The 12,320-nt window shown below is 67.3% G+C and carries 15 protein-coding genes; 10 read left to right on the top strand and 5 right to left on the bottom strand.

Going from position 1 to position 12,320, the window contains the following annotated elements:
- Window positions 1–212 precede the first annotated feature (212 nt).
- The 9 genes from rpmH (at window position 213) to OG611_RS07730 (ending at window position 7,094) form a co-directional block, all read left to right on the top strand.
- Complete coding sequence (gene rpmH, locus OG611_RS07770) at window positions 213–350, top strand: 50S ribosomal protein L34 (RefSeq protein ID WP_030930485.1); 138 nt, start codon at window positions 213–215, stop codon at window positions 348–350.
- Window positions 351–368: 18 nt separating this feature from the next.
- The gene (rnpA, locus tag OG611_RS07765; RefSeq protein WP_266416837.1) at window positions 369–740 is read left to right on the top strand and encodes a ribonuclease P protein component; all 372 of its coding nucleotides are present in this window, start codon (window positions 369–371) and stop codon (window positions 738–740) included.
- A complete protein-coding gene (gene yidD, locus OG611_RS07760) occupies window positions 737–1,096 on the top strand; it encodes a membrane protein insertion efficiency factor YidD (RefSeq protein ID WP_266416835.1) in 360 nt (119 codons plus the stop codon). The genes rnpA and yidD overlap by 4 nt, the downstream gene beginning before the upstream one ends.
- 3 nt (window positions 1,097–1,099) lie before the next feature.
- Window positions 1,100–2,362, top strand: a complete 1,263-nt coding sequence (gene yidC / locus OG611_RS07755; protein WP_266416833.1) for a membrane protein insertase YidC — start codon at window positions 1,100–1,102, stop codon at window positions 2,360–2,362.
- A 14-nt stretch (window positions 2,363–2,376) separates the two neighbouring features.
- Window positions 2,377–2,886 (top strand): R3H domain-containing nucleic acid-binding protein, encoded by a 510-nt coding sequence (locus OG611_RS07750; protein ID WP_124719874.1) that lies wholly within the window; start codon window positions 2,377–2,379, stop codon window positions 2,884–2,886.
- 109 nt (window positions 2,887–2,995) lie between these two features.
- Window positions 2,996–3,712, top strand: coding sequence for a 16S rRNA (guanine(527)-N(7))-methyltransferase RsmG (rsmG, locus tag OG611_RS07745; protein WP_266416829.1), 717 nt, complete (start codon window positions 2,996–2,998; stop codon window positions 3,710–3,712).
- A 290-nt stretch (window positions 3,713–4,002) separates the two neighbouring features.
- On the top strand, window positions 4,003–5,079 hold the full coding sequence (locus tag OG611_RS07740) for a ParA family protein (RefSeq protein WP_323180125.1): 1,077 nt from the start codon (window positions 4,003–4,005) through the stop codon (window positions 5,077–5,079).
- The gene (locus OG611_RS07735; protein WP_266416826.1) at window positions 5,076–6,176 is read left to right on the top strand and encodes a ParB/RepB/Spo0J family partition protein; all 1,101 of its coding nucleotides are present in this window, start codon (window positions 5,076–5,078) and stop codon (window positions 6,174–6,176) included. Before OG611_RS07740 ends, OG611_RS07735 begins: the two co-directional genes overlap by 4 nt.
- Before the next feature lie 300 nt (window positions 6,177–6,476).
- Window positions 6,477–7,094, top strand: coding sequence for a GNAT family N-acetyltransferase (locus OG611_RS07730; protein ID WP_266416824.1), 618 nt, complete (start codon window positions 6,477–6,479; stop codon window positions 7,092–7,094).
- A gap of 80 nt (window positions 7,095–7,174) precedes the next feature.
- Here OG611_RS07730 and trxA read toward each other — a convergent pair whose 3' ends face one another.
- From trxA to OG611_RS40620, 3 genes are all read right to left on the bottom strand, one after another.
- Window positions 7,175–7,507, bottom strand: coding sequence for a thioredoxin (gene trxA, locus OG611_RS07725; RefSeq protein WP_266416822.1), 333 nt, complete (start codon window positions 7,505–7,507; stop codon window positions 7,175–7,177).
- A gap of 44 nt (window positions 7,508–7,551) precedes the next feature.
- A complete protein-coding gene (gene trxB / locus OG611_RS07720) occupies window positions 7,552–8,514 on the bottom strand; it encodes a thioredoxin-disulfide reductase (RefSeq protein WP_266416820.1) in 963 nt (320 codons plus the stop codon).
- Window positions 8,515–8,648: 134 nt separating this feature from the next.
- Window positions 8,649–8,885, bottom strand: a complete 237-nt coding sequence (locus tag OG611_RS40620) for a hypothetical protein (RefSeq protein WP_323180124.1) — start codon at window positions 8,883–8,885, stop codon at window positions 8,649–8,651.
- 462 nt (window positions 8,886–9,347) lie between these two features.
- Between OG611_RS40620 and OG611_RS40615 the strand changes: the two genes are divergently transcribed.
- The gene (locus OG611_RS40615) at window positions 9,348–9,548 is read left to right on the top strand and encodes a hypothetical protein (protein ID WP_323180123.1); all 201 of its coding nucleotides are present in this window, start codon (window positions 9,348–9,350) and stop codon (window positions 9,546–9,548) included.
- 74 nt (window positions 9,549–9,622) lie between these two features.
- On the opposite strand, the gene sigM is transcribed toward OG611_RS40615, so the two are convergent.
- Window positions 9,623–10,327, bottom strand: a complete 705-nt coding sequence (gene sigM / locus OG611_RS07710; RefSeq protein WP_266416815.1) for an RNA polymerase sigma factor SigM — start codon at window positions 10,325–10,327, stop codon at window positions 9,623–9,625.
- Between the two features lie 169 nt (window positions 10,328–10,496).
- Complete coding sequence (locus OG611_RS07705; protein ID WP_266416813.1) at window positions 10,497–12,209, bottom strand: protein kinase family protein; 1,713 nt, start codon at window positions 12,207–12,209, stop codon at window positions 10,497–10,499.
- Window positions 12,210–12,320: the final 111 nt, after the last annotated feature.

Raw genomic sequence — 12,320 nt, 5'->3', positions numbered from 1 at the left:
TCGCGGAGCCGGTTTGACCGGATGGCGTAGCCGCGCGTACCGTGACCAGGTCGAGTTGTCGATGGCTGCTGCCGCCTGCCTCCGATGGGCAAAGATCACGATCCTGTGATTGTGAAGCGGTGCACTAGAGCGTTTACGCGAGTCTCTCGTGGGCGCACGGTGACAGCCAGGCGATGTCCCGCCAACACACGAGTCATTTCTGGAGCCCCCTAGTGAGCAAGCGCACCTTCCAGCCGAACAACCGTCGTCGCGCGAAGACCCACGGCTTCCGGCTGCGTATGCGCACCCGTGCCGGCCGCGCGATTCTCGCGTCCCGCCGTGGCAAGGGTCGCGCCAACCTGTCCGCCTGATCGCTTACAGGTCATGACGTGCTGCCTACCGAGAATCGGCTGAGGCGGCGCGAGGACTTCGCGACCGCAGTACGTCGAGGACGCCGGGCCGGCCGCCCGCTACTCGTCGTTCATCTACGCAGCGGTGCAACGGACCCGCACGTGACTGGGGAGAATGCTCCCCCGCCGCGTGCGGGTTTCGTTGTCAGCAAAGCCGTGGGTGGAGCGGTTGTACGCACAGCGGTGAAGCGGAAGCTTCGCCACCTGGTCCGAGAACGGCTTGCCCTGCTGCCCCCCGGTAGCCTGGTTGTCGTACGAGCGTTGCCCGGAGCGGGCGACGCCGACCATGAACAGCTGGCCCGAGACCTGGACGCCGCTCTGCAGCGGCTGCTGGGAGGGGGCGCGCGATGAAGTACCCGCTGCTGGCTCTTATCAAGCTGTATCAGTGGACGATCAGCCCACTTCTCGGGCCTGTCTGCCGTTACTACCCGTCGTGTTCCCACTATGGATATACGGCGATCGACCGGCACGGAGCGATCAAGGGAACCGCGCTGACGGCTTGGCGCATCCTGCGGTGCAATCCGTGGTCACCCGGTGGCGTGGACCATGTTCCACCACGCAAACGTCCGCGTTGGCATGAACTCCTGCGTAATGCCATGCGCGGTGGCAAGGGCGGGGACTCCGCCGCTGATGCGTCTGTCCGGGGATCGGCTTCCGAAGCCCCGAGTCAGGCCGCAGAGACTTCGCCCAATGCTCAAGGAGCCTGATTAGTGGACACGATTGCCAGTCTGTTCAGCTTTATCACCTGGCCCGTCTCATGGGTCATCGTCCAGTTCCACAAGTTGTACGGGGCGATCTTCGGCGACGACACGGGCTGGGCCTGGGGCCTGTCCATCGTGTCCCTGGTGGTGCTGATCCGGATCTGCCTGATCCCGCTTTTCGTGAAGCAGATCAAGTCGACCCGCAACATGCAGGTGCTCCAGCCGAAGATGAAGGCGATCCAGGAGCGTTACAAGAGCGACAAGCAGCGTCAGTCCGAAGAGATGATGAAGCTGTACAAGGAGACGGGTACCAACCCGCTCTCCTCGTGCCTTCCCATCCTGGCGCAGTCACCGTTCTTCTTCGCCCTGTATCACGTGCTGTCGGCCATCGCCTCGAACAAGAAGATCGGTGTCATCGACCAGTCGCTGCTCGACAGCGCCCGTCAGGCACACATCTTCGGTGCTCCGCTCGCCGCCAAGTTCATGAACAGCTCGTCGGAGGTCAGCGCTCTCGGCGCCTCTCTGACCGATGTCCGGGTCGTCACCGCGGTCATGATCGTGATGATGTCGGCGTCGCAGTTCTTCACCCAGCGCCAGCTGATGACGAAGAACGTCGACCTGACGGTCAAGACGCCGTACATGCAGCAGCAGAAGATGCTGATGTACATCTTCCCGCTGATCTTCGCCGGCATGGGCATCAACTTCCCCGTCGGTGTCCTCGTCTACTGGCTGACCACCAACGTCTGGACCATGGGTCAGCAGATGTACGTGATCAACCAGAACCCGACCCCGGGCAGCAAGGCGCAGGACCAGTACCTGGGACGTCTGCTGAAGAGCGTCACCGCTCACGGTGAGGTTCGCGGCAGGACCCGGCGCAACACCGTCAAGCGGATCGTGGCCAAGGGCCCGGACCGCAATGACATCGAGCGGAAGTTCGTCACCGGGCTGGCCAAGCTGGGCCTCGTCGCCCAGGAGGACGGCACGGTGGCCAAGGGCGAGACCGCTGTCTCCGAGGCCGAGGGCGGAGCCGCGCAGCGGCGTCAGCAGCCCAAGCGCCAGACCAAGTCCCAGCGTCAGACCGGTGCCACGCAGCCAGGGGCCAAGGACGCCGATTCCACCGAGTCGGGTTCCAAGACCTCCCTGCAGAAGCGGGACGCATCGCAGGACGAGAAGTCCAAGCCGGCGGGCAAGCCCGCGTCCGGCTCCTCACGCCAAGCCAAGTCCGGACAGCGCAAGGGTCCGCAGCGGCCCAAGCACCCGTCCAAGAAGTAAGAAGGAGTCCATCCGTGACGGAAGGCACCACCTCCACGGCCGCTGAGGGCAGCGACACCTTGACCCGCCTTGAGCAGGAGGGCGAGATCGCAGCGGACTACCTCGAGGGTCTGCTCGACATCGCCGACCTGGACGGCGACATCGACATGGATGTCGAGGCGGACCGGGCCGCGGTCTCGATCATCAGCGACTCGGCACGTGATCTGCAGAAGCTCGTGGGCCGCGATGGTGAGGTGCTGGAGGCGCTCCAGGAGCTGACGCGGCTTGCTGTTCACCGGGAGACCGGAGACCGCAGCCGACTGATGCTGGACATCGCGGGCTTCCGGGCCAAGAAGCGGGCGGAGCTCGCCGAGCTGGGTGCCAAGGCCGCGGATGAGGTCAAGAGCACCGGTGAGCCGGTGAAGCTGGACCCGATGACGCCGTTCGAGCGCAAGGTTGTTCACGACGCGGTCGCGGCCGCCGGTCTGCGCAGCGAGTCCGAGGGCGAGGAGCCGGAGCGCTTCGTCGTCGTCCTCCCGGCCTGACCGGACCCTAGTTCTGTCGGCCCCGTCTGTTCGCAGGCGGGGCCGATCTTTGTCAGCCTGATAGTCAGCCACCCACAGTGCGGTAGTGCGGTATGGAAGGACGGTCCCCGTGACGGCGGAAGTAGAGCTTCCCCAGGCGCCCCAAGGAGCGCGGGCGGTTTTCGGCGAGTTCTTCCCGGAGGCCGTCCGGTACGCGGAGCTGCTGGCGGATGCCGGGGTGAAGCGGGGGCTGATCGGCCCGCGTGAGGTCCCGCGGCTGTGGGAGCGGCATCTGCTGAACTGTGCGGTGCTCTCCGAGGTCGTGCCCGAGGGAGTCACGGTCTGCGATGTGGGTTCGGGTGCGGGTCTTCCCGGTATCCCGCTGGCACTGGTGCGCCCGGATCTCAAGATCACCTTGCTGGAGCCACTGCTCCGGCGCACGAATTTCCTTCAGGAAGTCGTGGAGCTGCTGGGTCTGGACCATGTGACGGTCGTGCGTGGCCGGGCCGAGGAGGTTCTGGGCTCGCTTCAGCCGGTGCATGTGGTGACGGCTCGTGCTGTGGCGCCGCTGGACCGGCTGGCCGGTTGGGGCGTTCCGCTGCTGCGTCCGTACGGAGAGATGCTGGCGCTCAAGGGGGACACCGCCGAGGAGGAGATCGTCGGGGCTCGTGCGGCGCTGAGCAAGCTCGGTGTGGTGGAGACCGAGGTGCTGCATGTCGGGGAGGGCGTTGTCGACCCGATGTCCACGGTGGTGCGTGTGGTGGTCGGTGAGAGTCCGGGCGGTGTGAGGTTCGCCGCAAAGAGGGCCAAGGCCGCCAGGACGAGTCGTACGAGGCGCCGTCGCTGACGTCTCTGGTCGCGCCGCGGGGGCGAGTGCTACGTGCGGTTCATGCCGTCTGCCGGTCGTGCTCCGGTATGTAGCCGTACGTCCCCATGCGGAGTGTCGTGCCCCTGTAGCTAGGCTGCAGGGGCATCGTGTTTCACGTGAAACGTCGCTCTCTGCTGCATGGAATCATCAGCCGCGGTCGCGTGGCTGCCGCGCCGCGGCATCGCAGGCCCGTTAGGGCTACGGAGTTGTCCACAGAAGTGGATTCATCCACAGAAGAGCGGGCCTCGCTGGTTCACGACCCTGAAAGCATGGCAGGCTCTGTTCATTGCGAGCCTGAAGTCGAGGAGAGTGAATCCTTGCGGTCCGACGCCAACATCGCGGGACCGATGACCGATCCGGTCCCCGGTCCCCGAACCGAATCGGCGGGGGAGGGTGTTTCACGTGAAACACCGCCGCCGATGGACGACACACCTATCGGTCGCGCGGCCCAGCTGGCGGTTGAGGCCCTCGGCCGCGCCGGCGAGGGCCTGCCCCGTCCTGACCGGACGCGCGTCATGGTGGTGGCCAATCAGAAGGGTGGAGTGGGCAAGACGACCACGACGGTCAATCTTGCTGCCTCGCTCGCGCTTCACGGCGCACGTGTTCTGGTCGTCGACCTAGACCCGCAGGGGAACGCCTCTACGGCTCTGGGTATCGATCACCATGCCGAAGTCCCCTCCATCTATGACGTCCTGGTGGAGAGTAGGCCGCTCTCCGAGGTGGTTCAGCCCGTACCGGACGTCGAAGGTCTCTTCTGCGCCCCCGCCACCATCGATCTCGCCGGTGCGGAGATCGAGCTGGTGTCGCTGGTGGCGCGGGAGAGTCGACTGCAGCGAGCGATCCAGGCGTATGAGCAGCCGTTGGACTACATCCTCATCGACTGCCCGCCTTCGCTCGGCCTGCTGACGGTCAATGCGCTGGTCGCCGGTGCAGAGGTGCTGATCCCCATCCAGTGCGAGTACTACGCGCTGGAAGGGCTGGGGCAGCTGCTGCGCAATGTGGACCTGGTGCGGGGGCATCTCAACCCCGATCTTCATGTGTCGACGATCCTGCTCACCATGTACGACGGCAGGACCAGGCTCGCTTCGCAGGTCGCGGAGGAGGTGCGCAGCCACTTCGGCAAGGAGGTGCTGCGGACGAGCATTCCGCGATCGGTGCGGATTTCGGAGGCGCCCAGTTATGGGCAGACCGTGCTGACCTACGACCCGGGTTCCAGCGGGTCGCTGTCGTATCTCGAAGCGGCGCGTGAGATCGCCCTGCGGGGTGTCGGGGTCCACTACGAGTCCCAGCACGCCCGAACGGGCAGCGGGAACAGCCAGCAGAGCATTTCGGAGGGGATTCAGTGAGCGAGCGTCGAAGAGGGTTGGGGCGTGGGCTGGGTGCCCTGATCCCCGCCGCTCCGCAGGAGAAGCAGGTGCCGTCCTCAGGGGTGGGACCGACCTCTGCCGGGGCGGGTCCTGTGATGACGGCGGAGCGGGGGGTGGCTGCGGCAAAGGTGGCCGCTCTCGGGGGTGCCCCGGTTGTGCCGGAGCCGAGTGCGCCGGTTTCGGAGTCCGGAACGGCCGCCGAACCGGTGGGACCTGCCGGGGCGTATTTTGCCGAGGTTCTTCTCGGCTCCATCACGCCGAATCCCCGCCAGCCCCGTGAGGTGTTCGACGAGGACGCACTCGCGGAGTTGGTGACCTCCATCAAGGAGGTGGGCCTTCTCCAGCCCGTTGTCGTACGGAAGGTAGGGCCGGAGCGCTATGAGCTCATCATGGGCGAGCGGCGCTGGAGGGCCTGCCGGGAGGCGGGTCTGGAACGAATCCCGGCTATCGTCCGGGCCACGGATGACGAGAAGCTTCTCCTGGACGCACTCCTGGAGAACCTTCACCGGGCGCAGCTGAACCCGTTGGAGGAGGCAGCCGCGTACGACCAGCTGCTCAAGGACTTCAAGTGCACGCATGACCAGCTGGCCGACCGGATCGGGCGTTCCCGGCCGCAGGTGTCGAACACGCTGCGACTGCTGAGGCTGTCGGCTCCGGTGCAGCGGAGGGTCGCGGCCGGGGTGCTGTCCGCCGGTCATGCGCGGGCGCTGCTGTCCGTGGACGACTCGGAGGAGCAGGACAGGCTGGCTCATCGCATCGTGGCCGAGGGGCTTTCGGTGCGTGCGGTCGAGGAGATCGTGACCCTCATGGGCTCCAGCCCCACGAGCCCCGCCAAGTCCAAGGGGCCGCGGGCCGGTGGTCGGGTGTCGCCCGCACTGTCGGACCTCGCCACCCGGCTCTCGGACCGCTTCGAGACCAGGGTGAAGGTCGACCTCGGTCAGAAGAAGGGGAAGATCGTCGTGGAGTTCGCGTCGATGGAGGATCTGGACCGCATTCTCGGCAGCCTGGCACCAGGTGAGGGGCGCGTGCTGGATCAGGCACCCTCCGAGGATTCCGCGGAGGACGACGAGGGCTGACCCTGCTGACGGGGTTGCGGGGCGGGCTGTATTCCGGGGGTTACCGGAACACAGCCCGCCCTTTGCTTTCTCTCGGTGTCGGCTTCATCCCCGGGTGGATACGATGCGTTCTGGTATGGCACATCCGGCTTGGTCCACCTCGGTAGGGAGGGCCATGCGATCAGTGAGCCGCAGCCGACCGATGACGGTGGCGCTGGGCCTGGGGGCTGTCGGAGGGTTCGTCGGCAGCCTGCTCCTCGAACAGAGTGCACTGACTGTCGCACGCGACTCGGCGGGCGAAGGAAGCGAGGAACAGCCTTCATGGGGCGTCGGCTCGTACCGCTCACACTGGACAACCTTTCCGATCTCCCCGGACGCTGCCGCTCGTGTGTCTTCTGGGAGCTTGATCCGGTCACCGGGGAAGCTGCGGTAAAGGCGGGAACACCCGAGCTGGAGAAAGAGGCCTGGATCTCGGCCGTTCTCCTGGAGTGGGGGTCGTGTGGCCGCGTTGTCTATGTCGACGATGTGCCAGTGGGCTTCGTTCTCTATGCGCCGCCGGCCTATGTGCCGCGTTCGACCGCGTTTCCCACCAGCCCTGTCTCTCCCGATGCCGTGCAGTTGATGACTGCCTGGATCGTGCCGGGCTACCAGGGGCAGGGACTGGGCCGGGTCATGGTGCAGGCCGTTGCCAAGGACCTGCTGCGTCGGGGGTTCAAGGCGATCGAGGCTTTCGGTGATGCTCGGTGGAAGGAGCCTGCCTGTGTGCTTCCCGCGGATCATCTGCTGGCAGTCGGCTTCAAGACCGTACGGCCGCATCCCGTTCATCCGAGGCTGAGGCTGGAACTGCGTACGACGCTGTCCTGGAAGGAAGACGTTGAACTGGCACTGGACCGGTTGCTCGGTGCAGTGCAGAAGGAGCCGGCGTTGAGGCCGCTGTGATCCGAGAGCCCATGACAACGTGAAACGGGTCCATCCCTCGGGGGATGGACCCGTTTCACGTGAAACAGCGAGTTGCGGCCCTACTCGCCGAGGAAGCCTTCGAGGTCGCGGAGGATCGCGGCCTTCGGCTTGGCACCGACGATGGTCTTGGCGACCTCGCCGCCCTGGTAGACGTTCAGGGTCGGGATGGACATGACGCCGTACTTGGCGGCCGTGGCCGGGTTCTCGTCAATGTTGAGCTTGACGATCTCGATCTGGTCGCCGTGCTCGGCGGCGATGGCCTCCAGGGAGGGGGCGATTTGACGGCACGGGCCGCACCAGGCGGCCCAGAAGTCCACCAGCACAGGCTTGTCGCTCTTCAGGACGACCTCGTCGAAGGAGTCGTCGGTCACGTTCTTCAGGGCGCCGGCCACGGCGGCCTCCTTAACTTCTTGGGGTGTGGGGTGAGAGTCGTGAGTCAGGCGGTGGCCGTAGCGGCCTTTTCGTCGTCGGCGAGCGCGGCGAGGAAGCGCTCGGCGTCGAGTGCGGCCGAGCAGCCGGTGCCGGCAGCGGTGATGGCCTGCCGGTAGGTGTGGTCGACGACGTCACCGGCGCCGAAGACACCGGTCAGGTTGGTACGCGTCGAGGGAGCAGCGACCCTGAGGTAGCCCTCGTCGTCGAGGTCGAGCTGGCCCTTGAAGAGCTCGGTGCGCGGGTCGTGGCCCACCGCGATGAACAGGCCGGTCACCGCGAGCTCCGACGTCTCGCCGGTCTTGGTGTTCCGAAGGGTCAGGCCGGACAGCTTCTGTTCGCCGTGCACTCCGGCAACCTCGCTGCCCCAGGCGAACTTGATCTTCGGGTCGGCGAAGGCGCGCTCCTGCATCGCCTTGGAGGCGCGCAGCGTGTCGCGGCGGTGGACGATGGTGACCGACTTGGCGAAGCGGGAGAGGAAGGTCGCCTCCTCCATCGCGGTGTCGCCGCCGCCGACCACGGCGATGTCCTGGTCCTTGAAGAAGAAGCCGTCACAGGTGGCGCACCAGGAGACGCCGCGTCCGGAGAGGGCGTCCTCGTTGGGCAGGCCGAGCTTGCGGTGCTGGGAGCCGGTCGTCACAATGACGGCCTTGGCGCGGTGCACCGTGCCGGCCGTGTCGGTGACGGTCTTGATGTCTCCGGTGAGGTCCACGGAGACGACATCGTCGGGGACGAGCTCGGCACCGAAGCGTTCGGCCTGGGCGCGCATGTTGTCCATGAGCTCCGGGCCCATGATCCCGTCCTGGAAGCCCGGGAAGTTCTCCACGTCGGTGGTGTTCATCAGCGCGCCACCGGCGGTGACGGCGCCCTCGAACACCAGCGGCTTCAGCGAGGCGCGTGCGGTGTAAAGGGCGGCCGTGTAGCCCGCGGGGCCGGAGCCGATGATGATCACATTACGGACGTCGCTCACGGATTTCTTCCTCGTCTCTGCAGACTGCCTACTGTCCACGCCTACTGGGGTCGGTTCAACGACTCTCACCCCACCCAACGGATCCTACGGGGGATGCATTCCCCGCCGTGCCGGGGCGGCGTCCGGCGCGATTCTCAGGGGCGTGCGTAGGTGCGGGTCAGCAGGAGTTCACCCTTGCCCGCGGGCTTCTCCTGGACGCAGGACGCGTCGATGACGTACGCCTGTACGCGGGTCGCGTCGGATGGGTGCGGCAGCACGACGAGGAAGGCATCCGTGCCTTCGTAGGTGCCTTCTTCCACCGCGAGGGCTGCGGCGTTGCGCCCGGTGCCCTGCTCCACGCAGGGCGGGACGTGCACGGTGGGTACGCGCAAGGGTGTCTGGGGCGACCCCGGCCCGGCCGAGGTGCTCTTGGGCGTCGATTGCGACTCGGCGGACGGCGCCTGCTTCTCAGCCCCCACACCATCCGCCGACCTGGACGGCTTCGTGCTGGTACTCAGAAGGAGCGATTGCACCTGGTCTTCGAGTGTGGGCTCCGAGAAGTCCCCTCTGCCGTTCCCCTCGGAGCTGGACCCGCGGTCTGCCGCCTTGAGGCTCGCGGAATCCTGGGACGGCTGGACGCTCTGCAGCAGGAAGACGCTCACGCCGACCACGGCCGCACCGAGAGCGGTTCCGAGCACGGCTGCGCGGCGGCGACGCCGGACCGGTCGACGGCCGGGGCCGGTGGTCGACCGGGGACGCCCTGCGGGACGGTCCGAGAGGCTGGGCTCTGTACTCGGCTTCTGTACTGTCGGCGGTTCTGTTTCACGTGAAACATGCGCGGAGCCCCGTGAAACATGCGCCGATTCATGCGGGGCCGTGGTGCCGGTTGCCGCTTCGGCGGCGAGTGCGGCATCGATGCGGTCCACGACATCGTCCGGCATGCGCTGTGGCATGGGTACGGTGCCGAGCAGTTCGCGGATCTCCGTGAGGGAGGCATGGACCTCATCGCAGAGTTCGCAGCCATCCATGTGGCCGCGCACCTCTGCCGCACGTGACGGTGGGAGCAGCCCCTCCGCCAGGTCGGAGATCTCCGTGACGTCCGGGTGCTGGGTCGTGTCGGTCGTTGATGTCATGTGCGCCCACCTCCGCCCTTCACTGCAGCGGGATCGCTTGTGCCCGCATCTCTCGGCCCCGATGCCGGTGGGACGGATGTACGCGGCGTCCGGTTCCTTTTCGTGGCTGCCCCGTCGGCTCCTGTGACCTCGCTGCGGAGGTGGGTGAGCAGCGGGGCCAGCCGGGCCCGCCCCCGCGCACAGCGGCTTTTCACGGTGCCTGTCGGTACGTCGAGGACGCGTGCCGCCTCGGCCACGGGGTAGCCCTGCATGTCCACGAGGACGAGTGCGGCCCGTTGCTCGGCGGGGAGAGTGGCGAGTGCGGCCAGGAGCTCGCGGTGCAGGTCCTGGCGCTCCGCCGGTGCCTCCGCGGATTCGTGCGGTTCGAGGAGTTGCTCGAATCGTTCGGTGTCGTCGACCGGCGCGGTCCTGCGGGTGGCTGCCTTGCGGACCCGGTCGAGGCAGGCGTTGACGGTGATGCGGTGCAGCCAGGTGGTGACGGCGGACTGGCCGCGGAAGGTGTGGGCTGCCCGGAAGGCGGAGACAAGGGCGTCCTGGACGGCGTCCGCGGCTTCCTCGCGGTCACCCAGGGTCCGTATCGCGACGGCCCACAGCCGGTCGCGGTGGCGCCGTACCAGCTCGCCGAAGGCGTCCGGTTCGCCGGCCACATGGCGAGCGAGGAGGTCTGAGTCGCTGAGTGGTTCCGACGGCTCGGCGGCCACCTCCCCTCCCTCCCTTTCGCTGCGTCAAGGTGCGTCTGTCTATCACGATTCGAGCGTGCGGGGGCAGGGGGCGAAAGAGGCACTGTCCGATGCGGGAACGAGAACTTCAGGCACGGGAGCGCCGGAAGTGCGGGAGGCCGGTGGGGGCACCCCCCCACCGGCCTCTCCGTCACTTGAGTACGGAGATCTCCGAGATGCCGCCGCGGTAGCCACCTGTTCCATCCGACGGCAGTTCGGTGAGATGGATCAGGACGTAGCGGGTCCGTACCGGCTTGGAGAAGGTCTCCTTCAGATCGCTTCCCACCGTTCCGAGCTCTGTGAGGCGCTGCGGGAAGTCCGAGAGGGACGACGGGGCGGAGGCGCTCGGATCGGCCGCCAGTACCTCGGCCTTCTGTCCGCTGCGGTACATCTTGGCCGTGATGCCCGCGACGTCCTTGACGCTGCCCAGGTCGACGACTATGCCGCTGCCGTCCCTGCGGTTCGAGTAGTTGCCGAAGTTCGCGTAGCCCACATAGCGCGGGGTGACCCACGCCGTGCTCGCATCGCCGTCGACGGAGTTCGGTACCTCGTTCTGCTTGATCCCCGAGCCGCTGGGCATGAACTCCGTCGCACCGGCGATGCGCAGCGGTTCGGTGGGCTGCCGAGGTTTGTTGTCGCTGCTCTCCGGGTCGGTCTGTGTGCTGTCCGCGGGGTCGGAGCCCTTGTTGTGGTCGAGGAGGGCCTCGGCGAGCTGCCAGCTGCCGAGGCCCAGCGCGGCGATGAGCAGCGCGGACACGGCCCACTTGAGGGCCTTGCCGGTGCGGCTCTGGAGCGGTGCCAGGGGCACGGCGATCGTGGGCGGTGCGGTGATGGGACCGGTCGGCGGACGCCCGTACGAACCCTGCTGGTAGGTAGTGCGCTGGTACTCGGGAGGCGCTGTGAAGGCGGGCTCCGGAGGACGGATGCGGGGCATCGCGGCAACGGCCTTGGCGAGCTCGTCCGGCGTGGTGCACGGCTGCTCCTGCCGGGAGGCAGTGGCGCCGTCGTTGGCGAGCGCGCGCATGGCGAGCTCGGAAAGGCCGCGGTGGACGCCGGCCCGCACCTGGTCGGGGGCGATCAGCCCCACTCCCTTGGGTAGCCCGGCCAGGCCGTACGCATCGCTCTCGTACGGCCAGCGCTGGGTCAGCGCGGCGTAGAGCAGGGCGCCGATCGCCTCGGTGTCCGCTCGCTGGGGGCTGTCGGCGGTGATACCGCGCAGGGCGGCGTTCACCGCGAGGCCGCGGATCCGGTACTGCCCGGTCGAGCTCCGCAGCACCGCCCCCGGGGTGAGCCTCAGATGGGCGAGGCCTTCCCGGTGCGCTGCCGCCATGGCCAGGGAGACCTGGCTGACGAGCTGGTACGCGTCGTGCGCGTCCATCGGCCCCGAGGCCAGCAGAGAGGTGAGCTCGGTGGCGTCGGGGAGCCATTCGTGGACGACGTAGACGAGGTCGTCCTCCTCCACCGCGTCGAGGACCTGCACGAAGCGTGGGTCACCGAGCAGTGCGGAGGACCGGGCTGCGGCCAGCACGGAGCGGGCACGCGGGTGGTCGGCCGGGAGCAGGTGGACGCCCACCGCGCGGCGCAGTTTCTCGTCGACGGCGCGCCAGCTGCTGAAGCCGTCCAGACGGGTGACGCATTCCTCGAGCCGGTAGCGTCCGGCAAGTTTGTGCCCGCTGTGCAGATCGGGGCTCGGCAGGGTGGCCTCGGAACCGATGCGTTCACCATCCGTGTCCTGTGGCTTCGTGCCTGTGGTGTTCTGAGCTTCTGCCGTCCCGTCGGTCGTGGCCTCGTCCGCCTTGGCGGCCAGCGGTTCATCACCGCTGTTGTCGGCCACGTCGACGGCAGCCGTGCTACGTTCCGCCACCGTCGTTCCTGCCTCCCCATCCGTTGCGCGATGCCAGCCAGCTCTGCACAGTCACGCCAATTGTGCCCACACTCCGGCGCTATGCACGACACGCAAGGGGCGGTGATGGTT

The organism is Streptomyces sp. NBC_01363 (assembly GCF_026340595.1).
Classification (GTDB): Bacteria; Actinomycetota; Actinomycetes; order Streptomycetales; family Streptomycetaceae; genus Streptomyces.
This window is presented reverse-complemented; position numbering and strand designations above follow the sequence as displayed.